Annotated in this window: 22 protein-coding genes and 1 pseudogene; 12 read left to right on the top strand and 11 right to left on the bottom strand. The window is 67.8% G+C overall.

Features of this window, described 5'->3' with window-relative positions; genetic code table 11:
* Window positions 1-24 precede the first annotated feature (24 nt).
* Together AC5Y3Z_RS20290 and bfr are read right to left on the bottom strand one after the other, a co-directional pair.
* Window positions 25-2091, bottom strand: coding sequence for an MDR family MFS transporter (locus AC5Y3Z_RS20290; RefSeq protein WP_463824217.1), 2067 nt, complete (start codon window positions 2089-2091; stop codon window positions 25-27).
* 59 nt (window positions 2092-2150) lie between these two features.
* Window positions 2151-2630, bottom strand: a complete 480-nt coding sequence (gene bfr / locus AC5Y3Z_RS20285) for a bacterioferritin (protein WP_463824216.1) — start codon at window positions 2628-2630, stop codon at window positions 2151-2153.
* Between the two features lie 280 nt (window positions 2631-2910).
* On the opposite strand from bfr, the gene AC5Y3Z_RS20280 reads away from it, so the two are divergent.
* The gene (locus AC5Y3Z_RS20280; protein WP_463824897.1) at window positions 2911-3099 is read left to right on the top strand and encodes a (2Fe-2S)-binding protein; all 189 of its coding nucleotides are present in this window, start codon (window positions 2911-2913) and stop codon (window positions 3097-3099) included.
* Here AC5Y3Z_RS20280 and AC5Y3Z_RS20275 read toward each other — a convergent pair.
* The 4 genes from AC5Y3Z_RS20275 to AC5Y3Z_RS20260 are packed head-to-tail and all read right to left on the bottom strand — an operon-like array spanning window position 3096 to window position 5967.
* On the bottom strand, window positions 3096-3851 hold the full coding sequence (locus AC5Y3Z_RS20275; protein WP_463824215.1) for an enoyl-CoA hydratase/isomerase family protein: 756 nt from the start codon (window positions 3849-3851) through the stop codon (window positions 3096-3098). The genes AC5Y3Z_RS20280 and AC5Y3Z_RS20275 overlap by 4 nt on opposite strands.
* Before the next feature lie 9 nt (window positions 3852-3860).
* The gene (locus tag AC5Y3Z_RS20270) at window positions 3861-4301 is read right to left on the bottom strand and encodes a TIGR03618 family F420-dependent PPOX class oxidoreductase (RefSeq protein ID WP_463824214.1); all 441 of its coding nucleotides are present in this window, start codon (window positions 4299-4301) and stop codon (window positions 3861-3863) included.
* Entirely contained in the window at window positions 4298-5011 is a 714-nt protein-coding gene (locus AC5Y3Z_RS20265; RefSeq protein ID WP_463824213.1) for an EthD domain-containing protein, read from the bottom strand. The genes AC5Y3Z_RS20270 and AC5Y3Z_RS20265 overlap by 4 nt, the downstream gene beginning before the upstream one ends.
* Before the next feature lie 11 nt (window positions 5012-5022).
* Window positions 5023-5967 (bottom strand): hydrogen peroxide-inducible genes activator, encoded by a 945-nt coding sequence (locus tag AC5Y3Z_RS20260; RefSeq protein ID WP_463824212.1) that lies wholly within the window; start codon window positions 5965-5967, stop codon window positions 5023-5025.
* A gap of 102 nt (window positions 5968-6069) precedes the next feature.
* Between AC5Y3Z_RS20260 and AC5Y3Z_RS20255 the strand changes: the two genes are divergently transcribed.
* From AC5Y3Z_RS20255 to AC5Y3Z_RS20245, 3 genes are read left to right on the top strand one after another with little or no spacing between them, the layout of a single operon-like run.
* The gene (locus AC5Y3Z_RS20255) at window positions 6070-6657 is read left to right on the top strand and encodes a peroxiredoxin (RefSeq protein ID WP_463824211.1); all 588 of its coding nucleotides are present in this window, start codon (window positions 6070-6072) and stop codon (window positions 6655-6657) included.
* Entirely contained in the window at window positions 6654-7190 is a 537-nt protein-coding gene (locus AC5Y3Z_RS20250; protein WP_463824210.1) for an alkyl hydroperoxide reductase, read from the top strand. The genes AC5Y3Z_RS20255 and AC5Y3Z_RS20250 overlap by 4 nt, the downstream gene beginning before the upstream one ends.
* A 16-nt stretch (window positions 7191-7206) precedes the next feature.
* On the top strand, window positions 7207-8466 hold the full coding sequence (locus tag AC5Y3Z_RS20245; protein ID WP_463824209.1) for an alpha-amylase family glycosyl hydrolase: 1260 nt from the start codon (window positions 7207-7209) through the stop codon (window positions 8464-8466).
* Here AC5Y3Z_RS20245 and AC5Y3Z_RS20240 read toward each other — a convergent pair.
* Entirely contained in the window at window positions 8463-8879 is a 417-nt protein-coding gene (locus AC5Y3Z_RS20240; RefSeq protein WP_463824208.1) for a DUF1810 domain-containing protein, read from the bottom strand. The two genes, AC5Y3Z_RS20245 and AC5Y3Z_RS20240, sit on opposite strands and share 4 nt — an antisense overlap.
* 25 nt (window positions 8880-8904) lie before the next feature.
* Here AC5Y3Z_RS20240 and AC5Y3Z_RS20235 point away from each other — a divergent pair, with 25 nt between their 5' ends.
* The 6 genes from AC5Y3Z_RS20235 to AC5Y3Z_RS20210 all read left to right on the top strand — a co-directional run bounded on the left by AC5Y3Z_RS20235 (window position 8905) and on the right by AC5Y3Z_RS20210 (window position 14760).
* A complete protein-coding gene (locus tag AC5Y3Z_RS20235; RefSeq protein ID WP_463824207.1) occupies window positions 8905-10125 on the top strand; it encodes an alpha-hydroxy acid oxidase in 1221 nt (406 codons plus the stop codon).
* A 72-nt stretch (window positions 10126-10197) separates the two neighbouring features.
* The gene (gene lon, locus AC5Y3Z_RS20230; protein WP_463824206.1) at window positions 10198-12516 is read left to right on the top strand and encodes an endopeptidase La; all 2319 of its coding nucleotides are present in this window, start codon (window positions 10198-10200) and stop codon (window positions 12514-12516) included.
* A gap of 18 nt (window positions 12517-12534) precedes the next feature.
* Window positions 12535-13023, top strand: a complete 489-nt coding sequence (locus tag AC5Y3Z_RS20225; RefSeq protein WP_463824205.1) for a hypothetical protein — start codon at window positions 12535-12537, stop codon at window positions 13021-13023.
* 4 nt (window positions 13024-13027) lie between these two features.
* Complete coding sequence (locus tag AC5Y3Z_RS20220) at window positions 13028-13360, top strand: TfoX/Sxy family protein (RefSeq protein ID WP_463824204.1); 333 nt, start codon at window positions 13028-13030, stop codon at window positions 13358-13360.
* Between the two features lie 42 nt (window positions 13361-13402).
* Entirely contained in the window at window positions 13403-14038 is a 636-nt protein-coding gene (locus AC5Y3Z_RS20215) for an HhH-GDP family DNA glycosylase (RefSeq protein WP_463824203.1), read from the top strand.
* Window positions 14035-14760, top strand: coding sequence for a DUF72 domain-containing protein (locus AC5Y3Z_RS20210; RefSeq protein WP_463824202.1), 726 nt, complete (start codon window positions 14035-14037; stop codon window positions 14758-14760). The genes AC5Y3Z_RS20215 and AC5Y3Z_RS20210 overlap by 4 nt, the downstream gene beginning before the upstream one ends.
* On the opposite strand, the gene AC5Y3Z_RS20205 is transcribed toward AC5Y3Z_RS20210, so the two are convergent.
* The 3 genes from AC5Y3Z_RS20205 to AC5Y3Z_RS20195 all read right to left on the bottom strand — a co-directional run bounded on the left by AC5Y3Z_RS20205 (window position 14749) and on the right by AC5Y3Z_RS20195 (window position 18969).
* A complete protein-coding gene (locus AC5Y3Z_RS20205) occupies window positions 14749-16818 on the bottom strand; it encodes an NAD-dependent epimerase/dehydratase family protein (RefSeq protein ID WP_463824201.1) in 2070 nt (689 codons plus the stop codon). The two genes, AC5Y3Z_RS20210 and AC5Y3Z_RS20205, sit on opposite strands and share 12 nt — an antisense overlap.
* Before the next feature lie 91 nt (window positions 16819-16909).
* Window positions 16910-18394: an acetyl-CoA acetyltransferase gene (locus tag AC5Y3Z_RS20200; protein ID WP_463824200.1), complete on the bottom strand. Its 1485-nt coding sequence runs from the start codon at window positions 18392-18394 to the stop codon at window positions 16910-16912.
* Between the two features lie 65 nt (window positions 18395-18459).
* Complete coding sequence (locus AC5Y3Z_RS20195; protein ID WP_463824199.1) at window positions 18460-18969, bottom strand: GNAT family N-acetyltransferase; 510 nt, start codon at window positions 18967-18969, stop codon at window positions 18460-18462.
* 33 nt (window positions 18970-19002) lie between these two features.
* Between AC5Y3Z_RS20195 and AC5Y3Z_RS20190 the strand changes: the two are divergent.
* Both AC5Y3Z_RS20190 and AC5Y3Z_RS20185 read left to right on the top strand, forming a co-directional pair.
* A pseudogene (locus AC5Y3Z_RS20190) lies at window positions 19003-19850 on the top strand (SDR family oxidoreductase).
* Between the two features lie 45 nt (window positions 19851-19895).
* Window positions 19896-22286, top strand: coding sequence for a phosphoketolase family protein (locus tag AC5Y3Z_RS20185; protein WP_463824198.1), 2391 nt, complete (start codon window positions 19896-19898; stop codon window positions 22284-22286).
* Window positions 22287-22295: 9 nt separating this feature from the next.
* Here the strand turns inward: AC5Y3Z_RS20185 and AC5Y3Z_RS20180 are convergent.
* Window positions 22296-22755, bottom strand: a 460-nt coding sequence (locus AC5Y3Z_RS20180; protein ID WP_500001846.1) for an HNH endonuclease signature motif containing protein, incomplete at its 5' end; no start/stop codon positions are given.

Raw genomic sequence — 22755 nt, 5'->3', positions numbered from 1 at the left:
TGGTACGCCGGGCGGACCGGCTGCTCACGTTGCGGCCCGCGGCATCGCCACCGTGGGTGCGTCGGCATGCCAATCACGCTGTGCGATAACGCGATAGGCGATGCGACTCAACGCGGCTTCCACCTCGCGGCGGTCGGGGCGGCCGGCGAATCCGGCCGATCGGGACAGTTTGTCGACGATCCAGGCCAGCAGCAGTGAGTAGACGTAATCGACCTGCTGTACGCCGGCCGGAGTCAGGCTGAGCCGGTCGCCGTCGCGCACCACGTAACCGCCGGCGGCCAGCCGCGCGAAGGTGGGTTCGAGGACTTCGAACGGAATGTTCAGCGTCTCGCCCATGTCGGTGAGCCGGGCCGCGCCGAAGAACTGTTGATAACGGTTGATGCGCAACACCGCCCACAACCCGGCGACGTCGAGGCGGCAGTCGGGCCGCATCGCGATACTGCGCAGCCGCATGCCCGATTCGCCGCGCAGCACGCGGGCCACTGCGTTCTCCAACAGCTGTTCGGGTGTCTCGGAGGTGGGCATGGCGAAGCCGTCGCCGAGATCGGCCGCGCTGGTGTGGATGTCACGCAACGGGACTTCGCGCAGGAACAGCGCCAGCACGAAACCCGCCGCGGCCACCGGCGCCGCGCAGAGGAACACCTGAGACAGCGACTCCGCGTAGGCATGCACGATCGGCGCCATCACCGCAGCAGACTGGCGATGCAGGGCCGCCGGTGAACTGACCTCGTCCGGCGAGATCCCGCCGGCCGCGGTGGCCGGCCCCAGTCGGGCGTTGAGGAAGTTGACGAACAGCGAGCCGAAGATGGCTGCCCCGAACGAGCTTCCGATGGTGCGGAAGAAGCTCACCCCCGAGGTGGCCACGCCGAGGTCCTCGAAGTTCGAGGTGTTCTGCACCACCAGCACCAGCACCTGCATGGACAGGCCGATGCCGGCGCCCAGGATCAGCAGGTACACCGACTGCAGCACCGCCGGGGTGGCACCGTCCATCGTCGACATCAGCAGGAACGCGATCGTCATCAGCGCGGTGCCGACGACCGGGAAGATCTTGTACCGACCGGTGCGGCCCACCAGCGTTCCGCTGCCGGTGGAGGTGATCAGCATGCCGACCACCATCGGCAGGGTGCGCAGCCCCGACGTGGTCGCCGAGACGCCGTTGACGTACTGCATGAACGTCGGCAGGAACGTCATCGCACCCAGCATCGCGAACCCGACGACGAAGGACAGCGCGCAGCAGACGCTGAAGACGGGGCTGGCGAACAGCCGCAACGGCAGAATCGGTTGGGGTGCGCGGCTTTCCACCCACGCGAAAACACCCAGAGCCAGCACCGCGCCGACGAACAGCCCGATCACCGGCGCCGATCTCCACGGGTAGACGGTGCCGCCCCAGCTGGTGGCCAGGGTCAGCGCGGCCGCGCCCACACCGATGAACACGATCCCGGCGTAGTCGACGACGGGCCGCGTCGCGGCGGCCAGCGCCGGGATGGCCGCAGCCGCCACGCAGATCACCACCACCGACACCGGCAGGTTGATCCAGAACGCCCAGCGCCAGCTCAGATAGTCGGTGAAGTAGCCGCCCAGCAGCGGGCCGACGACTGTGGTCACCCCGAAAACGGCCCCCAGGATGCCCTGGTACCGGCCCCGGTCGCGCAGTGGGACCACTTCCCCGATCAGGGCGCTGGCGGTGACGGTGATAGCGCCGCCCCCGATGCCCTGCAGCGCCCGTGCGCCGACCAGCATGGTCATCGAGTGCGCCAGTCCGCACAGCACCGACCCGGCCACGAAGAACAGCACCGCGACGACGAAGACCCGCTTGCGGCCGAACAGGTCACCGAGCTTGCCGACCAGCGCGGTGACGATGGTCGAGGCGAGCAGGTAACTGGTGACCACCCACGACTGCCGGCCGGCGTCCCCGAGGTCGGCGACGATGGTCGGCAGCGCCGTCGCGACGATGGTCTGATCCAGGGCGGCAAGCAGCATGCCGAGCAGAACCGCCAGGAAGATGAAGTTGCGCCGCCGCGCGGTGAGCAGCGGGCCGCTGGGGGCGAAATCGGTCGACGGGTCCGTGACCGCTGCGCGCGGGGTTGTCATGACCACCTTCCGGTCCCGGTCTGTGACCGCCGATCACCCCGCGGCGTGTCGAGCCGGCGTCAGCTGGGCGGACGGGAGACGCACTGGGCGGAGTACAGCTCCTCGCCGAGCTTGTCCATCAGCTCCAGCTGAGTCTCCAGGTAATCGACGTGCGATTCCTCGTCAGCCACGATTCCTTCCAGCAGGGCCGCACTGGTGCTGTCCTGCTTCTCGCGGCACATGATGATGCCCGGTTTGAGCCGGTTCAACACCTCGTACTCGATGGCGAGGTCGGCTTCGAACTGCTCGCGCAGCGTCTGGCCGATCCGCAACGAGAAAATGCGCTGATAGTTCGGCAGGCCGTCCAGCAGCAGAATGCGGTCGGTGATCGCCTCGGCGTGCCGCATTTCGTCGAACGATTCCGCGCGGGTGTGCTTAGCCAGCTCGGTGAAGCCCCAGTTGTCCTGCATCTTGGAATGCAGGAAGTACTGGTTGATGGCGGTGAGTTCGCTGGTCAACTGTTCGTTGAGCAGCCGCAGAACGTCGGGATCGCCTTGCATGCTCACTCCTCAGGGGTGAAGTCGGTCATGTCGGCCGCAGGCGGCTGGGCTGGAGCGCGCCATACGGGGTCAGCAGCAGCTTTGCGTGCCGACCTCGAATCTAGTGCAATATCCGCAAGTCAGGACACCCTTCGTCGCTCCCGCGGCGTGGCGGCCAAGCCGAAAATCGGCGAGCTTAACCTAAGTTAGGTTAGACTTCACTAACCACCTTAGGTTAGACTGTGCTAATTATGCGGCTCAATTCTCCGGCGCTGTCTGCGGCAACCTTGCGGGTTTGCTGATGTACGTCTGCCTGTGCGTCGGAGCCACCAATCAGACCATTTGTGACGTCGTCGCGCGGGGTGCGTCGACGTCGAAGGAAATCGCCGCAGCATGTGGGGCGGGCGGGGATTGTGGCCGCTGCCGGCGGACCCTCCGGGCGATCCTGGCCGCGGCCACCACGCTCGATCCGGCCGCGGCCGTCGGTTAGCTCCGCTTCCGGTCGCTGAAATCGGCCAGCGCCGCGGCGTTCGCCTGCTGCCCCATCAACTCCGCGAAATGCGCGTTCTCCCGCGCCGTCGCCGCAGCGATCTCGGCGCGTAGCGGTTCGACCATGGTGTGCTTGACCGCCATCAGGCTGGAGATCGGCCGGGCGGCAAGCACCTCAGCGTGCCGCCGGGCCTCGGCCAGCAGGTCGTCGGGCGCGCAGACCCGCCAGACCAGCCCCATCCGCAACGCCTCCGCGGCATCGACCCACTCCGACGACATCAACAACCAGGCCGCGTTCTGCCGGCCGACGAGTTGCGGCAGCAGGTAGGACGAGGCCGCCTCGGGCGCCACGCCCAGGCTGGTGAACGGGCACTTGAGCCGGGCTGTGGACGCCATGAAGGCCAGGTCGGCATAGCCCAGGATGGTGGTGCCGATGCCCAACCCGACGCCGTTCACCGCGCAGATCAGCGGTTTGGGAAACGCGGTGAGCGCCTCGATCAGGCCGCGGAAACCGTAGGTGCCCTCCTGGAACTCCGGATCGGTGATGCGCGCCTGCATCTCGGCCAGGTCGGTGCCGGCGCTGAAGCCGCGACCCGCGCCGGTCAGCAGGACCACTGCCACCTCGGGATCCTCGGCGGCGTCGATCAGCGCCTGGGCGGTGGCGTCGTAAAGCGCTTCGTTGAACGCGTTGAGTGCTTCGGGCCGGTTCAGCGTGAGAGTGCGGACGCGGTTCTGATCATCGATGAGCAGCACGGCGCCACCCTAACCGTTGCCGTAGACGCGGGTCGGTCCGATCAGCACCACCGCGCGCCGCTCCCGTGCCATGGTCGCGTCGTATTCTGCCCAGTTGTCGTGGGTACCGCCCGCCGCGGCGAACACGTCGCGCAACAACGACGCCAGCAGCTGCTCGGTCAGCCACGGCTGCGGGTCGTCGGGGCCGGCCAGTTCAGCGCGGCCTTCGACCGTGGCCCACCGCCAGCCGTCGCGGAAGGTGACGGCCAGCTGCGGACGGACCCGCAGGTTGGCCAGTTTGACCTTGCCGTAGGTGGTGAAGCCCAGCACCGGCTCGCCGCCGGTGGGATGTGGCAACAGGCCCACGTTGACCAGCGAGGCCTGCACGGTGCCGTCGGCGCGGCCGGTTGAGATCACTGCCAGCCCGCGTTCGACCGTGGCCAGCGCCACCGCCTCCTCGAGTGTCGTCATGCGTGCTCGTCCTTCCGGAATGGCGACTTCATCACGTAGCGGCTGGTGGGCACGGTGTCGATGTTCTGGTTGGCGCCGAATGCGGCTGTGCTGGCGACCATTCGGCCTAACCGATGCTGCAGATCCGCGTCGTCGGCAGCACCGAAGAACGCCTTGAGGTCGGAGACGGCCTCGGCCGGGAACAACTCCTCGACGATGGCGGCGATGTCCGGCGCGTCCGGGGTGATTGCGCGCACCACCCAGTTCTGGGTGTAGCCGAAGGTCGACTGGGTCTCGATGGCGACCGGGGTGTGGTCGAGTTGCCAGCGGTCCAGCCACGTGGCCACCTCCAGTTCGGCGGGCCGGCGCAGCAGTGCGATGTTGGCCAAACCTGTTGTCCGAGCGCCGGGTTGGTGAACGGGGCCGGGCAGCGGAACCGACTCGGTGACCAGGTAGGCCGCCAGCCGGTCGCATTCGCCGCCCAGCACCCGCAGGGCCGCGGTCACCTGCTCGCCGTAGCACTGCTGGGTCCAGAGGCTCACCACCACGGCGACCGGCGGATCCAGCGTGGTGAGCGTCATCAGCGAGTCGCGCACTGCGCTGTCGCGCACATTGATCGACAACCCCGGCACACCGAGCCGCAACAGTTGGTCGGCGACCGGCCCGCGCTGCCGCGCGCACCACTGGTCGTCGGCTTCGGCGCGCATCAGGACAACGATGACCTTCTCCATAACGGACGAACCTACAAGCGCGGGTCCACCAGCCGTACCTGGTGTTCGCTGTCGACCAATGCGCCGATGACTGCGGCCAGCCGCCGGTAGGACTGTTCGCCGCCGCGGGCGGCACGAAACACCAGGCCGATGCGCCGACCAGGGCGCGGCGGCGCGAAGTAGGCCAGGCCGAGCCGGTTGCGGGCGGCTTCGACCGGTGCGGCGGTCTGCGGGATCAGCGTCACCCCCAGTCCCCCGGTCACACACTGCACCGCCGTCGCCAGCGACGCCGCACGGGTGTCGGCGAGCTCGGTCTGTGCTCCCGCCTGCCGGCAGGCCTCGAGGGTCTGGTCCCGCAGGCAGTGGCCCTCGTCCAGCAGCAGCAGCGGCAGCTCGGCGAGGGTGGCCGCGGGCACCCGCCGCTTACCGGCCAGGCGGTGCCCGGGCGGCAGCGCCAGGACGAAATCCTCGTCGTAGATCGGGATCTCGATGAGGCCGGCGGCTTCGGCGGGCAGTGCGATCAGCGCGGCGTCCAGCGTGGCATCGCGGAGCAACGTCAGCAACCGGTCGGTCTGGTCCTCAACCACCTGCAGGGTCAAGTCCGGCAGTTCGCGGGGCAGGCCCGCGAAGATGGTCGGCAGCACGTAGGGCGCGACGGTGGGGATCAGGCCCAGGCGCAGGCGGCCCCGCAGCAGATCCGACGCGCCTGCGGCTGCATTGCCGAACGCGTCTGCCGCATCGACCACGGCCTGCGCGTACGGCAACAGTGTGGTGCCCTCTGCGGTCAGGAAAACGCGTCGGGTGGAACGCTCCACCAGGCGGACGTTCAACCCGGCCTCCAGCGCCGCCAAGGCCTGCGACAAGGTGGACTGGCTCACCCCGAGAAGCGTTGCCGCACTGCTGAAATGCTGCTTTCCGGCCACCGCGGTGAAGGCCCGTAACCCGGCCAGGGTGGGCTGGAAACTCTTATCGGTCATGCCTATCAATGTAGTGCGACATATCACCTTTACTTCACACAGAACTCCAGGCACCATGAGGGAGACGGATAATCTTGATTGAGTCCAAAAAGGAGTGCACGCATGTCCCTGTTGACCATCGGCGACCAATTCCCCAGCTACCAGCTGACCGCGTTGGTCGGCGGCGATCTGTCCGAGGTCGACGCCAAGCAGCCCGGCGACTACTTCACCACCGTGTCCAGCGACGACTACCCGGGCAAGTGGCGGGTCGTCTTCTTCTGGCCCAAGGACTTCACCTTCGTGTGCCCGACGGAGATCGCGGCATTCGGCAAGTTGAACGACGAGTTCGCCGACCGCGACACGCAGGTACTCGGCGTCTCGGTGGACAGCGAGTTCGTGCACTTCCAGTGGCGAGCTCAGCACGAGGACCTGAAGAAACTGCCGTTCCCGATGCTCTCGGACATCAAGCGCGAGCTCGTCGAAGCCACCGGCGCGCTCAATGCCGACGGCGTCGCGGACCGGGTGACGTTCATCGTGGACCCCAACAACGAGATCCAATTCGTTTCGGTCACCGCCGGATCGGTCGGCCGCAACGTCGACGAGGTGCTGCGGGTGCTTGACGCGCTGCAGTCCGACGAACTGTGTGCCTGCAACTGGCGCAAGGGCGACCCGACGCTGGACGCCGGCGAACTGCTCAAGGCCTCGGCATGAGCATCGAAAACCTCAAAACCGCCCTGCCGGAGTACGCGAAGGATCTCAAGCTCAACCTGGGCTCCATCGCGCGCAGCACCGTCCTGGACGGCGAGCGACTGTGGGGTACTTTGCTGGCCAGCGCGGCGGCAACGCGAAACGCCCAGGTGCTGGCCGAGATCGGCGCCGAAGCGCGCGAACAGCTCTCCGCCGAGGCCTACCAGGCCGCGCTGGGCGCCGCGTCGATCATGGGCATGAACAATGTGTTCTACCGGGGGCGCGGATTCCTCGACGGCCAGTACGACGACCTGCGGCCCGGCCTGCGGATGAACATCATCGGCAATCCCGGGGTGGCCAAGGCGAACTTCGAACTGTGGTCGTTCGCGGTGTCCTCGATCAACGGGTGTCCGCACTGCGTGGTCGCTCATGAGCACACCTTGCGCGAGACCGGGGTGGGCCGCGAGGAAATCCTGGAGGCGTTGAAGGTGGCCGCGATCGTGGCCGGCGTGGCGCAGGCACTCGACACGGCAGCCACCCTGGCCGCCGTCGGGTGACCGTAGTGTCGTAGGCATGCCCTCCTGGACCGAGCACGTGATCTGGTGGCAGGTCTACCCGCTGGGCTTCGTCGGAGCGTTTCCCGCTGACCAGCCGCCGGACCCGGCCGAGCACCGGCTGCGGCGGCTGGTCGACTGGTTCGATCACGCCATTGAACTCGGCGCCTCCGGGGTCGCGCTGGGTCCGGTATTCGCTTCGCGCACACACGGTTACGACACCACCGACCATTACCGCATCGACCCCCGGCTCGGTGACGACGCCGACTTCGACCACCTCGTCGCAGAGGCTCACCGCCGCGGTCTGCGGGTGCTGCTCGACGGCGTGTTCAACCACGTCGGCGCCGACTTCGTCGGCCCCGCCGGCTGGTTGAGCGGCGGCACGTTCGAAGGCCACTCCGAGCTCGTCGCGTTCGACCACAGCAATCCCGAGGTTGCCGACTACGTGGTCAAGGTGCTGGCGCACTGGCTGCAACGCGGTGCCGACGGCTGGCGGTTGGACGCGGCTTACGCCGTACCGCAAGACTTCTGGGCACGTGTGTTGCCCAGGGTGCGGGACCGCCACCCGGACGCGTGGTTCGTCGGCGAGCTCATTCACGGTGACTATGCGGCGGTGGTCGAGGCGGCCCGGTTCGATTCGGCCACCCAGTACGAGCTGTGGAAAGCGATCTGGAGCAGCCTCAACGACGGTAACTTCTTCGAACTGGACCATGCGCTGCAGCGGCACAACGTGTTTCAAGAGACTTTCGCGCCGTTGACGTTCGTCGGCAACCACGACGTGACCCGGATAGCCAGCCGGCTCGAGCGTCCCGAACACCTGGCGCAGGCGCTGGCGATCCTGTTGATGATCGGCGGGGTGCCCAGCATCTACGCCGGCGACGAGTTGGGCTTGCGCGGCGTCAAAGAGGAGCGCCGTGGCGGCGATGACGCCGTGCGCCCAGAATTCCCCGCTCCCCCAATGACATTGGCTGAACCGGACGTTCAGATCTGGGAGTTGCACCGATATCTGATCGGGCTGCGCAGGCGCCACCCTTGGCTGCATTCCGCGACGACCACCGCGGTGCAGCTGGCCAACCGGCATTACGTGTTCCAGACCCGCCGCGGCGATGACGCCCTGCTGGTCGCACTCAACATCGACGACGAACCACTCGAGCTCGCGCTGCCGGACCTGGGTGCCGCACAGGCGCAGGTGATCGCGGGCTCCACGGCACCCGAGGACCACGTCACCCAGCAGTTGGTGGTCGAGGCCCACGGCTGGCGGATCCTGCGGCCGTTCTAACCCAGCCGGACCACCGTCTGCTCGTCCTCGTCGCCGCCGTAATACTTCTCGAGCAGCGAGCGGAAGTCTTCGTTGTCGTCAGTGGCACGGGCGAACAACGTCATCGACGATTTGAGCTTGAGATCGTCGGGCCGGCCGAAGATCTGCACGGCCGACCGGTCCGGCACCTGGTTGACCAGTCGCACACATTCGCGCAGCCGGGGACCCAGCAATTCGTGTGCCAGATAGGCGCGGGCCTCTGCCAGCGAGACGATGCCGTAGTGCTGGGCCATCGGACTGCTGCCCAGCCCGCGCAACTGCGGGAACACGAACCACATCCAGTGACTGCGTTTGCGACCCGCACGCAACTCGTCGACGACCTTGTCGTACACGCCGGCCTGCGCGTCCACGAACCGCTGTAGATCGAACGCCATGACTTCACCCTGATTGAATGACCTGATGGCGGTCAAGCGGCAAGTCCCCAAGATCCGCGACCTGGCGCCCCTGGTGCAATTCAAGCGGCCCCAGTTCGACCGCACCAAGCGGCGTCTGGACGCCGCCCTGACCATCGAGGATCTGCGGCGCATCGCCCAACGACGAACCCCGAAGGCGGCGTTCGACTACACCGACGGTGCGGCCGAGGAGGAAGTGTCGCTGCGCCGGGCTCGGCAGGCGTTCCGCGACATCGAGTTTCACCCCACGATCCTGCGCGACGTCAGCAACGTGACCGCCGGCTGGAACGTGCTGGGCGGACCCACGGCACTCCCGTTCGGGATCGCGCCGACCGGATTCACCCGGCTGATGCACACCGAGGGGGAAGTCGCCGGAGCGCGCGCGGCGGCCGCGGCCGGCATCCCGTTCGCCATGTCGACCCTGGCCACCTGTTCGATCGAAGACGTCGTTGCCGCTGTTCCACAGGGCCGCAGATGGTTTCAGCTGTACATGTGGAAGGACCGGGAACGTTCGGTTGCCCTGGTCCGGCGGGCCGCCGACGCGGGTTTCGACACCATGCTGGTCACCGTGGACGTTCCGGTCGCCGGGGCGCGGCTGCGCGATGTCCGCAACGGCATGTCGATCCCGCCCGCGCTGACGTTGCGCACCGTGCTCGACGCGGTGCCGCATCCGCATTGGTGGTTCGACCTGCTCACCACCGAGCCGTTGTCATTCGCCTCCCTGGATCGTTGGCCGGGCACCGTGGGCGACTATCTGAACTCCATGTTCGATCCCAGCGTGACGTTCGACGATCTGGACTGGATCACGTCGACCTGGCCGGGAAAACTCGTCGTCAAGGGGATCCAGACCCTCGAAGACGCGCGCGCGGTGGTCGACCGCGGGGTGGACGGCATCGTGTTGTCCAATCATGGTGGCCGCCAACTCGATCGGGCCCCGGTGCCGTTCCAGCTGTTGCCGACGGTGGCGCGCGAGTTGGGCCGGGACACCGAGATCCTGCTGGACACCGGGATCATGTCCGGCGCCGACATCGTCGCCGCGGTCGCACTCGGGGCGCGCTGCACCCTGATCGGTCGGGCGTACCTGTACGGGTTGATGGCCGGCGGTGAGGCCGGTGTGCGGCGCGCCATCGAGATCCTGGAAAGCGGTGTGCTGCGGACCATGGCGCTGCTGGGCGTCACCTGCCTCGAGGAGCTTTCCCCCACGCATGTGACGCAGCTCTACCGCTAGCGCGCGCGGCCGGGGGAACAAACACCGGCCGGTCAAGGTTGAGCCGAACAGACTTAACCTTTGGAGGAATGGATGTCTGAATCCAAGTCAATCCCGGTGCTGTTCGTGACCGACACGATCGTGCTGCCCGGGATGGTGGTGCCGATTGCGTTGGACGACGCCGCACGCACCGCTGTCGACGCCGCCCAGGCCGGCGACGCGCGTGAGCTGCTGATCGCGCCGCGGCTGGCCGACCGCTACCCGTCCCACGGCGTGGTCGCGAAGATCCTGCAGGTCGGCCGCGTTCCCGGGGGCGGCACTGCGGCCGTGGTGCGCGGTGAACGCCGCGCGCACATCGGCGCCGGGACCACCGGTTCGGGTGCCGCGCTGTGGGTCGAGGTGAGCGAGGTGCCCGATGCGGAGGTGACCGACGAGGTCAGGGAACTGGCCGCGGAATACAAGAAGCTGCTGCTGGCCATGCTGCAGCGACGCGACGCCTGGCAGATCGTCGACTACGTGAACAGCCTGACCGACCCGTCGGCGCTGGCCGACACTTCCGGCTACGCGTCCTACCTGTCCGACGTGCAGAAACGCCAGTTGCTGGAAACCGTGGACGTGGCCGAACGACTGCGCGTGCTGATCGACTGGACCAGCGAACACCTGGCCGAAGTCGAGGTCAACGACAAGATCGCCGAGGACGTGCGCGACGGCATGGAGAAGACGCAGAAGGAGTTCCTGCTGCGTCAGCAACTGGCCGCCATCCGCAAGGAACTGGGCGAGGGTGAACCGGACGGATCAGAGGACTACCGGGCCCGCGTCGAGGCCGCCGACCTGCCCGAGAAGGTGCGGGAAGCCGCTCTGCGCGAGGTCGGCAAGCTGGAGCGGTCCAGCGACCAGAGCCCGGAAAGCGGCTGGATCCGCACCTGGCTGGACACCGTGCTGGAGCTGCCGTGGAACGAGCGCACCGAGGACTGCACCGACCTGGCGGCTGCCCGGGAGATCCTGGATGCCGACCACCACGGGCTGGACGACGTCAAGGACCGCATCGTCGAATATCTGGCGGTGCGCACCCGCCGTGCCCAGCGCGGACTGCAGGTAGTGGGCGGCCGCGGCTCCGGTGCGGTGATGGTGCTGGCCGGTCCCCCCGGGGTCGGCAAGACGTCGCTGGGCGAGAGCGTCGCGCGGGCGCTGGGCCGCAGGTTCGTGCGCGTCGCCCTGGGCGGAGTGCGCGACGAGGCCGAGATCCGCGGGCACCGGCGCACCTATGTGGGTGCGCTGCCGGGCCGCATCGTGCGGGCCATCGGTGAGGCGGGATCGATGAATCCCGTTGTGCTGCTTGACGAAATCGACAAGGTGGGCTCCGACTACCGCGGCGACCCGAGTGCGGCGCTGCTGGAGGTGCTGGACCCCGCGCAGAACCACACCTTCCGCGACCACTACCTGGATTTGGATCTGGACCTGTCCGACGTGGTCTTCCTGGCGACCGCCAACGTGATCGAGAACATCCCGTCGGCGCTGCTGGACCGGATGGAGCTGGTGCAGATCGACGGCTACACCGAGGACGACAAGGTCGCGATCGCCCGCGACTACCTGCTGCCCCGGCAGCGGGACCGGGCGGCGCTGACCGAGGACGAGGTCGTGGTCACCGACGCCGCACTGCGCAAGATCGCCGCCGACTACACCCGCGAACCGGGCGTGCGGCAGTTCGAACGGCTGCTGGCCAAGGCGCTGCGCAAGGTCACCACCAAGCTGGCCGAGGATTCGTCGGCGATCACCGTCGACGAGCCCGATCTGGTTGGCTACCTGGGCCGTCCGCGGTTCACGCCGGAGTCGGCCGAACGCACCGCGGTGCCCGGCGTGGCGACCGGCCTGGCGGTCACCGGGCTGGGCGGCGATGTGCTCTACATCGAAGCCGGGGCCACCGACGGTGAACCCGGATTGCAGTTGACGGGTCAGCTGGGTGAAGTGATGAAGGAATCGGCGCAGATCGCGTTGTCCTACGTGCGTTCGCACGCAGCAGAACTCGGTGTCGACCCCGCGGTGCTCGACGGCCGCATCCACGTACACGTGCCGGCCGGTGCGGTGCCCAAGGACGGCCCGTCCGCCGGGGTCACCATGGTGACGGCGCTGGTGTCGATGGCCACCGGGCGGCAGGTCCGCTCCGACGTCGGCATGACCGGCGAGGTCACGCTGAACGGCCGGGTGTTGCCCATCGGCGGTGTCAAGCAGAAGCTGCTGGCCGCCCAACGTGCCGGTTTGTCAACCGTTTTCATCCCGGTGCGCAACGAGCCGGACCTGGATGACGTGCCGGCCGAAGTGCTCGAGACGCTGACTGTGCTGCCGATGACCGACGTGGCCGACATCGTCGCCGCGGCGCTGGAACCGGCGCGGACGGAGGCGGCAGCGGCCTAGTGCCGCTAGTGTGCACGGATGGCTGCGTTGCTTCGCAAGATGTTCAGGATCGGCAAACTGCCCGCTGACCTGCGGGCAGAGGTCGAAACCGAGAACATCATCCACCTGGCCGAGTTCGTCCCGGTCACCCTGCGGTTCACCGGATCGGTGCCCGGCAAGGTGTCCAAGGGCAACGTCCGTAGCTACGCCGGTGCGGTGGCGATCACTTCCCAGCGGGTGCTGGGCACGCTGTCCACGGTGCCAAAGCTGGCAGGGCGCGCCATCGACCTCCGCTGGGACGCCCCCACCGAAGGTCCGGTGCAGGCCGAGATCTGCGCAGCCGGACTGCTGCTCGACGTCGACGTCAGCCAGGTCGATCCCGCGTTCTCCGGCAGGTTGTCGCTCAACTACAAGACCGCGATTCCCGAAGCGGTGCTGACCACCATTCCGCGCCGGTCGCTGTCGTTCAGCGTCCCCCGGGAATGGGTGTTGCGGGTGATCGGCGTCCCCGCTCCGCGACCGGTGTGACCCCGTGGCCTACGACACGCACCTCGCGGACCGGGTCCGCGAACTGGTGGCCACCGAGCCCGCAGTCGACGAAAAACAGATGTTCGGCGGACTGGCGTTCCTGGTCGGCGGGAACATGTCCGTCTGCGTCAGCGGGCAGGGTGGTCTGATGGTGCGGGTGCCTCGGGAGGACACCGACACGTTGCTGGCGCGAGACCACGTCAGCCCGATGGTGATGGCGGGCCGGGAAACGCGCGGTTGGGTGCTGGTGTCACCCGATGGCGTGAAAACCAAACGCCAACTACAGAATTGGGTTGTCCGCGGGGTGAAATACGCTCGCAGCCTGCCGCGCAGGTAACCGGGTCGGTTTGCCCGGTGTCGGTGCGGGTACGCCCCGCCCATGGACGACCCCGCGCCACAGGTACGACGGCTGCTCAGGGTCGCCGGGATCACCTTTGCGGCGGAGGCGGGCGTCCGGCTCCGGGACCAGCCCATGCCGTTGTTCCAGCTGCTGGTGCTGTGCATGCTGGCCAGCAAACCCATCGACGCCGCGATCGCGATGCGGGCCGGTCGCGAATTGTTCGACGCCGGTTTGCGCACCCCGAAGGCCGTGCTGGCAGCCGACCGCAGGACGATGATCAGGGCCTTCGGTCGCGCCCGCTACGTCCGGTATGACGAGAGTTCGGCCACCAGGCTCACCGTCATCGCCGAGCGGGTGCGCGACGAATTCGGCGGCGATCTGCGTGACCTGGCTGTCCGCAGCGCCGAGAACCCGGTCGAAGCTGCACGAATGCTGAAGCAGTTCAAAGGAATCGGCGACACCGGTGCCGACATCTTCTTGCGCGAGGTGCAGGACGTGTGGACCTGGGTGCGACCGCATTTCGATGCCCGGGCCCTGGCTGCGGCAGAGGCGTTGAACCTGCCCACCGATCCGGTGAAACTTTCCGCGCTGGCGCCGCGCAGCAACGCCAAACTGGCGGCGGCGCTGGTGCGGGTGTCGCTGGACGACGACGTGCGCCACCAGGCGGCCGGTTGACGGTACGGATCGGCACCTCCGGGTGGTCCTATGACCACTGGACCGACGTGCTCTACCCATCCCGGTTACCGGCCGCGCGTCGATTGGCTCGGTATACCGAGGTCTTCGACACCGTCGAGTTGAACGCCAGTTTCTACCGCTGGCCCAAGGATTCGACGTTCGCCGGGTGGCGTGAGAGGTTGCCCGACGGCTTCACCATGACGGTCAAAGCCCATCGTGGACTGACCCACTACCGGCGGCTCGCCTCGCCGGAACCGTGGATCGAACGCTTCGAACGCTGCTGGCAGCTACTGGGTGATCGGCGTGGGGTGCTGCTGGTCCAACTCCATCCCGAGCAGCAGCGTGACGATGCTCGACTGGACTCATTCCTGCGCCTGGTGCCCACACCGGTTCGGGTGGCCGTCGAATTGCGTCACCCCTCCTGGGCCGCCCCCGAGGTGTATGCGCTGCTGGAACGGCACCACGCCGCCTACGTGGTCATGAGCGGCGCCGGGCTGGCAAGTGTCCGGCGCGCCACCACCGACTTCGTCTATATCCGCTTGCACGGGCCCGAACCGGCCTCGATGTACACCGGTTCCTACACCGCGGCCGATCTGCGCGACTGGGCCGGCCGCATTCGCGCCTGGGACGGCGAAGGCCGCGATGTGTGGGTGTATTTCAACAACGACCTCGGTGGTCACGCCGTCCGAAACGCGTTGTCCTTGCGCGAGTTACTGAGCTGATCCGTCGATGACATCGGGCGGGTGTTGCGACTGCAGACGTTCACGCTCGGCGCGGCGGCGCTTGACCCGCAGTCGCGCGTCGGCGGGCAGCGTGACCAGTTCGTCGCAGAGCAAGTAGTGCGCGTCGTCGACGGTGTCGATCACATCTGCCGCCACTCGCCGAGATGCCAACTCGTGCACGGCCATGCGGAACTCATGGGTGAACCGCATGGTGGTGTCGTGGGCAAGTTCCCGCGAAGTGCGGGCGCTGTCGGCCACCCGCTGGGACACCGATGCGGGCGGGTCGACGGCCGCAGCGGTGGCGTCGGCGGCCGCAGCCGCCGCAGTCAGCAACAGTCCCGGGTCGTCGCCGAACGTCGGGCAGGCCAGTTCGGCTTCGCCGGGGCCCCGGTGCTCCAGGTGGGCGACCAGGCTATCGAGGGCGGCGGCCGCTGTCGGCGACAACGCCCGGATGCTGCCGACGTTGCCCTGACGGGCCAGCGCGCACAACGGCGGGTCGGCCCGCAACAGCGCCGCCAGTGCGGCGGTCTCGGCCGCCACGCGGCCACTCTCGACGATCATCCCGATGCCGGACACGCGCGAAGCTGCCCGGGTGTGCTCGAGCGTGGCCGCGGTGACGCCGGAGTCGATGACCCACAGTCCGGTCAGGATCCAGCCCTGGTGAATGCGGTCGCGCAGCAGCCGCAACCGGACTTCCAGGGCGGCGTCACTCAGCGCAGCCAGTTCCGCCGGTCCGGCGTGCTCGGTCGCTGCGGCGGCGACGTAGGCCTGGGTGTCGGCCCGCAGGTGGCGCAGCAGGGCGACCGAGCGCGCGGTCGCCACCGCCTTGCCGACGGGCCCGGCTGAGGGCGGGTCTGCGCCCGGCAGCAGATCGGCGGCCCGGTCACCGAGGGCACGCTGGGCGATGGCGCGCTCGTCCCAGCCGGGCAGCTGAGTGGCGGCGACGATGTTGGCCGATACCCCGATGTAGGGGCGGTGGCCGAACACCGCTATCGCCCGGTTGGACCACTCCTCGGCGAACTCCTCGCCCAGTGCCAGCGCCCGGCCCATGGCCTGCGCGGCGCCGCGTAGGCCGGCTAGCTGCACGTCCAGCGTGAGCGGGGTGAGCGGTCCGGGAAGTGCCTCGGCCAGGTCGGTCGCGCTGAAGATCGGAAACCGAGGATCGATGCGGTCGTCGAACTCCCCTTCCAGCCCGTCGGGCATTACCGCGCGGCTGTCCTGGGCCGGACGCGGCCGCGGCGGCGTCTCGACCGGCAGCGCCAGTGAGGGCGAGGCGCACACGGCGCCGTCGGGGTCGAGTCTGCGACCGGTCAGGCCCCGGCCGGTGTCCAGCACCGCGTCGTTAGCCCGCCAGCCGTATTCGAAATCCCAATCCTCCTGCACCGTGGCGATATTCAGCTCGGGAAGCAGGTCGTCCCAACCCGGCACCCCGTGCAGCCGCAGCCGCGGGTTGACGGATCTGATCGCCCGCCACGCGGTGATCACGTTGGTGGTGTCCGGAGTGGCCAGATCGACCACCCCGGTGCGGTCGGTGCCGACCGCCAGCACCAGGAATCGGACCAGGTCGTCGAGGTGCAGCACCCGCATCGGACGGGCCGAAACCTTGCTGCGCATCAGGGTGGCCACTGTCCGGCACACCATCCAGTCCAATTGGCGGCCAACCGGTGGGGCGATGCGGACGACGAGGCTCGGTGCCCAGCCGGTGGATACCAGCTGCTCAGCCGGGCGGTACAGCTCAGACCGCCCGGCGGCCTGTGACACCAACAGCAATCGCGCCCCCGCCTGGGCCGCGGCATGCGCCACATGTGCGACGCCGGTGAGGCCGGCGGCGCCCGGCGCGCTGGGGTCGACCGGGGCGAGATGGATCACGACGTCGGCTTCAGCTGCCAACTCCGCCAGCACCGGGTGACGCAGCGGCGCGCGAACGAATTCGACGTCAGGCTCCAGGGCGGGGTGTGCGCGGGTGGCGATGCCGCTGACGGTATGTCCGGCGGCCAGGAGCTGGCGTGCGACCAACCGCCCTACTGTGCCGACTGCGTCGGTAAGCAGTACGTGCACGTGGCGTCACCTCCCCCAGCGTGTATCTAACGACAATAAGCACGTCAACCATGGTTGCGCAGAATTGAGTCACTAACGTGACCGCGGTGGGTCAACGCAGCGTCGCCGTGCCGTCGGCAGCGACGATGACCTTGGCTCCCGCAATGTCGTCGCGCACGGTCGCCGCGGCGGTGTCCGGATCGGTGATGACCGCCAGCACCCGCGCCTGGTCGGGCGTGCGTACCGCCAGAAAGGCCCGCTCGGGTCGTCCGTCCCGATCGAACGGCGTGGTCCACGCTTCCAGGGTGCCGACACCCTCCCATTCGACCGGCCCCACCGTGGTGGGCTCCCGGTCCACCGCCGGTTGCACGTCCTCGTAGCGAAACTCCGTCGGTGGTTCGGTGCCGTAGACGCCGAAGCTGTGCTTGGTCAGGTAGCCGCCGTTGGCGGTGATCAGTCCGCGTCGACCGGGGTTCGCTGTCAGCAGCTCGGCCATGGTCGCAATCGAATGAGTGACGTAATTGCTCCATGGTCCGCCGGCGAACGTCAGACCGCCGGTGACCGTGAGCGGCCGGGCGGGATCGTCGGTGGCCAGCCCCAACTCGTTCGCCGCGACCTGTACCGCGGACGGGAAGCACGAGTACAGATCGACGTAATCGAGGTCGTCGATGCCCAGCCCGGCCAGCTCCAGCGCGCTGGCACCGCCGATCCGGATCGCCGGCGAACGGTGCAGTTCACCGCGCTCAGCGATGGCCGATGTGTCGTGCGCGTCGGTACCGGACTGCGGGTACACCCACCGCTCGGGCGGGACCCGTAGGCGTTGCGCCTGTTCGACGGAGGTCAGGATCAGCGCGGCGCCCTGGTCGACCATGTTGTTGGAGTTCATCAACTTGGTGTACGGCCAGCTGATCATCCGGTTCGCGGGGCTGGGTTCGCGGATTTCCTCAGCGGTCACCGCCCGCCGGATCCAGGCGTGGGGATTGTCGACCGCGACTGCATTGAAGCGCGCCCACAGTTCACTGACCCGTCTGCTGTGCTCCTCGACCGATTCGCCGTTGGCGATGCGCAGCGACTGCTCGAACAGTGGATACACGTAGGCGGGCCGGTCCAGCTTGATCCGGATTTCGGCGTCGCCGGCCATCGGGACGTCGTCGCCGGCGATCTCGGGCATCGGCACGGAGTTGTCCTGCTCGGTCCACACCAGCCGGCGGCCCTGCTTCTTCAGCGCGTTGCGGGTGCGCCAGGTCTCCGCCGCGGAGATCAGCACCACCCCGGCCCGGCCCTGCTGAATGTCCAGGCACGCCCGGTTGACCAGCGACTGCGGGGTGTTGCCGCCGACGCTGCTGTAACCGGCCGCGAAGTCGGCCAGGCCGAGCCGCTCGCCGAGCAGCCGGCCCGGGTTGCGGTAGTGCGCCGACAACATGTGCACTACCCGAATGGCGTCGACAGCGTCGATGACGTGCTGGTCAGCGGCGTTGTGGACCGCCTTGACCATCAGGTCCAGCGGCTCGATGGACGGCTTGTCGGGGTCGACGTCGTCGCGGTGGTTGACCTGGCCGTAGCCGATCAGCACCGGTGTCCTGGGATCCACGGGCATGAATCGAACCTATCGTGAGGCCTGCGCCCGCCGCTTCCGATGTCGGGCAGGCAGCCGAGCGATCGCTACACGGGGACGCGACGGTACCGCACTTCGGCCACCGGCCGGTCCCCGTAACTCTCGGTGCGAGATGCCCCGTCCGGCTGCCAGCCGTCGCGCGCATAGAAGCGGCGCGCGCGGACGTTGTCCCGCAGGACCCACAGCGCCGCGCCCTCGACTCCCAGCCCCCGCAGCCGGTCTCGCCCCGCGCCGATCAGCAACCGGCCGATACCGGTGCCGAAGCAGTCCGGGTCGACGTAGATCGCCATCAGCTCACCGAAGTTCGGCAGGTCCTCCTCCCGGCACAGGCCGATGGTGACCAGACCGCAGATGGCGTCGTGCTGCACGGCGACCAACGTGACCGGCACGCCGATTCCGGGTCGGCCGAAGTCGTATCGGCGGGCCCGTGCCTCCGGTGTGAGGCTGTCGAGATAGTCCTGCGCAATCAGACCCCGGTAAGCGGATTGCCAGGCCCGCACGTGCACCCGTGCCACGGCCTCGGCGTCCGCTGCAACGGCGGTGCGTACCTCCGTCATCGGTGCCATTATCCAGCGGTTTACCGTGTACGCATGGCAGACACGGCATCGATCGGTGTGAAGGTACAGGGCAAAGTCATAGTTATCACCGGCGGTGCTCGGGGAATCGGCTTGGCCACCGCCACCGCGCTGCACAAGCTGGGCGCCAAGGTCGCCATCGGCGACATCGATGAGACCACGGTCAAGGAGTCCGGGGCCGACCTTGGTCTGGAGGTGTACGGCAAGCTCGACGTCACCGACCAGAACTCGTTCTCGGATTTCCTCGACCAGGTCGAGCGCCAACTCGGGCCGATCGACGTGCTGATCAACAACGCAGGCATCATGCCGGTGGGCCGGATCATCGACGAGCCCGACGCCGTCACCCGTCGCATCCTCGACATCAACGTCTACGGGGTGATACTCGGCAGCAAGCTGGCCGCTCAGCGGATGGTGCCGCGTGGGCACGGCCACGTCATCAACATCGCTTCGCTGGCCGGTGAGATGCACATCGTCGGGCTGGCCACCTACGTCGCCAGCAAGCACGCGGTGCTGGCGTTCACCGACTCGGCGCGGCTCGAGTACCGCGCCGCCGGGGTGCACTTCTCCGCAGTGCTGCCGACATTCGTCAACACCGAACTCACCGCCGGCACTTCCGGCGCCAAGGGCTTCCGCAACGCCGAACCGGCCGAGATCGCCGACGCGGTGGTGGCGTTGGTGGCCAAGCCCAGACCGCGGGTGCGGATCACCAAAATGGCCGGCGCGATGGTGGTGTCGCAGAAGTTCTGGCCACGCCGCGTGGCCGAGGGCCTTAACCGCCTGATCGGCGGTGATCACGTCTTCACCGACGACGTGGACGTGGAAAGCGCAAGGCGTACGAGGCCCGCGCGCGCGGCGAAGACTGAGACGCCCTTAGACGCCGTTCATCCGCGCCGGGAAGAATCGGCCGGATGAGTCCAGAAACCGCAACGAAGACCGAGCCCGCGCCCCTGACCGACGACGACCTGGCCCTCATCGACGCGTACTGGCGAGCCGCCAATTATCTGTCCGTCGGCCAGATCTATCTGCTGGACAACCCCCTGCTGGCCGAACCGCTGTCCGCGGAACACGTCAAACCACGACTGCTCGGCCACTGGGGCACCACACCGGGGCTCAACCTGCTCTACGTCCACCTCAACCGCATCATCCGGGACCGCGACGCCAACGTCATCTACATCACCGGCCCGGGCCACGGCGGTCCCGGGTTGGTCGCCAACACCTATCTCGAAGGCACCTACAGCGAGGTGTACACCGGGATTGAGGAGGACACCGAAGGTCTGCGCAAACTGTTCCGGCAGTTCTCTTTTCCCGGCGGCATTCCCAGCCACGTCGCGGCACAGACGCCGGGGTCGATCCACGAAGGTGGCGAACTCGGCTACGCGCTGGTGCACGCCTTCGGGGCGGCGTTCGACAACCCCGACCTGGTGGTGGCCTGCGTGATCGGCGACGGCGAGGCCGAGACCGGTCCATTGGCCGCCGGTTGGCACTCCAACAAGTTCCTCAACCCCGTCGTCGACGGTGCGGTGTTGCCGATCCTGCACCTCAACGGCTACAAGATCGCCAACCCGACGGTGCTGGCGCGCATCCCGGAATCCGAGCTCGAGGCGCTGATGCGCGGCTACGGGTACCGGCCGATCACCGTCGCGGGTGACGATCCGGCCGACGTGCATCAGCAACTGGCCGCCGCGTTGGACGATGCCTTCGACTCGATTCGCGCGATCCAGACCGCCGCCCGCAACGGTGAGCAGACCGACCGTCCGGTGTGGCCGATGATCGTTCTGCGCACCCCCAAAGGTTGGACCGGCCCCAAAGAGGTCGACGGGCAGCACGTGGAGGGCACCTGGCGGTCCCATCAGGTCCCGCTGTCCGGCACGCGCGACAACCCCGAGCACCGCAAACAGCTCGAGCAGTGGCTGCGCAGTTACCGGCCCGACGAACTGTTCGACACCGACGGTGCGCTACGGGCTGATCTCAAAGCGATTGCACCACAAGGCGATCGACGGATGAGTGCGAATCCGCACGCCAACGGCGGGCTGCTGCTGCACGATCTGGACCTGCCCGACTTCCGGGACTACGCGGTGGACGTCGAGCGTCCGGCCACCGAGACCCACGAGGCAACCCGAGTGCTCGGCAACTTCCTGCGTGACGTGATCACCCGTAACCTCGACCGCTTTCGGATGATGGGTCCCGACGAGACCGCGTCCAACCGGCTGAGTCCGGTGTTCGAGGCGACCGACAAGGTGTGGCTCTCGGCGACCGGTCCCTACGACGGTCCAGCCGATCATCTGGCTCCCGACGGCCGCGTCATGGAAGTGCTTTCCGAGCACCTGTGCCAGGGGTGGCTGGAGGGCTACCTGCTGACCGGTCGGCACGGGCTGTTCAACTGCTACGAAGCGTTTGTGCACATCGTCGACTCGATGTTCAACCAGCACGCGAAATGGTTGTCCACCAGCCGTGAACTGCCCTGGCGGCGGCCGATCGCCTCGCTGAACTACCTGCTGAGTTCGCACGTGTGGCGCCAGGATCACAACGGCGCCTCCCACCAGGATCCGGGTTTCATCGACCTGGTCGCCAACAAACGCGCCGAGGTGGTGCGGGTCTACCTGCCGCCGGACGGCAACACGTTGTTGTCGGTGGCCGATCACTGCCTGCGCAGTCGTGACTACATCAACGTCATCGTCGCCGGGAAGCAGCCCGCCTTGTCCTATCTGTCGATGGAGGAGGCGATCCTGCACTGCACCCGCGGCGTGGGGATCTGGCAGTGGGCCAGCAGCACGACCGGTGAACCCGACGTGGTGCTGGCGTGTGCCGGGGACATCCCGACGCTGGAGACGTTGGCCGCCGCCGACATCCTGCGCCGCGAGTTGCCCGAGTTGGCGGTGCGAGTGGTGAACGTGGTGGATCTGATGCGGCTACAGCCGGCCTCTGAGCACCCACATGGCATGTCGGACAAGGAGTTCGACGCATTGTTCACGACGGACAAGCCGGTCATCTTCGCCTATCACGGATATCCGTGGCTGATCCACCGGCTGACATATCGGCGCACCAACCACGCCGGGTTGCACGTGCGCGGATTCAAGGAGCGCGGCACCACCACCACCCCGTTCGACATGGTGATGCTGAACGACCTGGATCGTTTCCACCTGGTACTCGACGTGATCGACCGGGTGGACGGATTGGCGATCCGCGCGGCTGAACTACGCCAGCGGATGGTCGACGCGCGACTGTCGGCCCGCATGTATACCCGTGAACACGGCGAGGACGACCCGCAGATCAGTGGCTGGACCTGGCCTAGCGACTGACCCGCGCCCCTAGAAGGGCGGGGGGTCGTCGTCGGGGTGGGGTGGTGGGTGGTTGTCGGCCCAGTGGGTCCAGTCGGTCCAGTTGGTGGTGTGGGTGGTGGTGCGGGCGTTGTGGTTGGCGCGTCGTTCGGTGGCGATGCGGTGGGCGCGGTTTTGGGTGCGGGTGCGGCGGCGGGTGGGCATCATCGCGGTTCGTTCGCTGCAGTAGTCGGTGCTGGTGTCGGTTTCGGGGGTGGGCATGCCGCCGACGGTGGTGCACAGGGTGGGGAATAGCAGGGCGCTGCCGGGGGTGGTGATGTGGGTGTCGCCGCTGGGGGAGGTCAGGATCAGGGTGCCGTCGGGGAGTTGTTTTTCGGTCCAGCCCCAGAATGTTTTGACCAGGTGGTGGGTGCGGCATAGGCATTTGATGTTGGCGGCGTGGGTGGGTCCGCCTTGGGACCAGGGGATGGTGTGGTCGAGGTCGGAGCGG

The sequence above is a fragment of the Mycobacterium sp. NGS61 genome, assembly GCF_059812325.1.
This window is presented reverse-complemented; position numbering and strand designations above follow the sequence as displayed.

What these genes read in the sequence shown, in the direction of transcription:
- AC5Y3Z_RS20200 (WP_463824200.1), bottom strand. Translation starts at nt 18,394, where the DNA reads ATGCCCGTGGATCCCAGGACACCGGTGCTGATCGGCTACGGCCAGGTC.
- AC5Y3Z_RS20235 (WP_463824207.1), top strand. Translation starts at nt 8,905, where the DNA reads ATGGCGGTCAAGCGGCAAGTCCCCAAGATCCGCGACCTGGCGCCCCTG.
- AC5Y3Z_RS20245 (WP_463824209.1), top strand. Translation starts at nt 7,207, where the DNA reads ATGCCCTCCTGGACCGAGCACGTGATCTGGTGGCAGGTCTACCCGCTG.
- AC5Y3Z_RS20250 (WP_463824210.1), top strand. Translation starts at nt 6,654, where the DNA reads ATGAGCATCGAAAACCTCAAAACCGCCCTGCCGGAGTACGCGAAGGAT.
- AC5Y3Z_RS20290 (WP_463824217.1), bottom strand. Translation starts at nt 2,091, where the DNA reads ATGACAACCCCGCGCGCAGCGGTCACGGACCCGTCGACCGATTTCGCC.
- AC5Y3Z_RS20195 (WP_463824199.1), bottom strand. Translation starts at nt 18,969, where the DNA reads ATGACGGAGGTACGCACCGCCGTTGCAGCGGACGCCGAGGCCGTGGCA.
- AC5Y3Z_RS20225 (WP_463824205.1), top strand. Translation starts at nt 12,535, where the DNA reads ATGGCTGCGTTGCTTCGCAAGATGTTCAGGATCGGCAAACTGCCCGCT.
- AC5Y3Z_RS20260 (WP_463824212.1), bottom strand. Translation starts at nt 5,967, where the DNA reads ATGACCGATAAGAGTTTCCAGCCCACCCTGGCCGGGTTACGGGCCTTC.
- AC5Y3Z_RS20270 (WP_463824214.1), bottom strand. Translation starts at nt 4,301, where the DNA reads ATGACGACACTCGAGGAGGCGGTGGCGCTGGCCACGGTCGAACGCGGG.
- lon (WP_463824206.1), top strand. Translation starts at nt 10,198, where the DNA reads ATGTCTGAATCCAAGTCAATCCCGGTGCTGTTCGTGACCGACACGATC.
- AC5Y3Z_RS20240 (WP_463824208.1), bottom strand. Translation starts at nt 8,879, where the DNA reads ATGGCGTTCGATCTACAGCGGTTCGTGGACGCGCAGGCCGGCGTGTAC.
- AC5Y3Z_RS20255 (WP_463824211.1), top strand. Translation starts at nt 6,070, where the DNA reads ATGTCCCTGTTGACCATCGGCGACCAATTCCCCAGCTACCAGCTGACC.
- AC5Y3Z_RS20265 (WP_463824213.1), bottom strand. Translation starts at nt 5,011, where the DNA reads ATGGAGAAGGTCATCGTTGTCCTGATGCGCGCCGAAGCCGACGACCAG.
- AC5Y3Z_RS20185 (WP_463824198.1), top strand. Translation starts at nt 19,896, where the DNA reads ATGAGTCCAGAAACCGCAACGAAGACCGAGCCCGCGCCCCTGACCGAC.
- AC5Y3Z_RS20215 (WP_463824203.1), top strand. Translation starts at nt 13,403, where the DNA reads ATGGACGACCCCGCGCCACAGGTACGACGGCTGCTCAGGGTCGCCGGG.
- AC5Y3Z_RS20280 (WP_463824897.1), top strand. Translation starts at nt 2,911, where the DNA reads ATGTACGTCTGCCTGTGCGTCGGAGCCACCAATCAGACCATTTGTGAC.
- bfr (WP_463824216.1), bottom strand. Translation starts at nt 2,630, where the DNA reads ATGCAAGGCGATCCCGACGTTCTGCGGCTGCTCAACGAACAGTTGACC.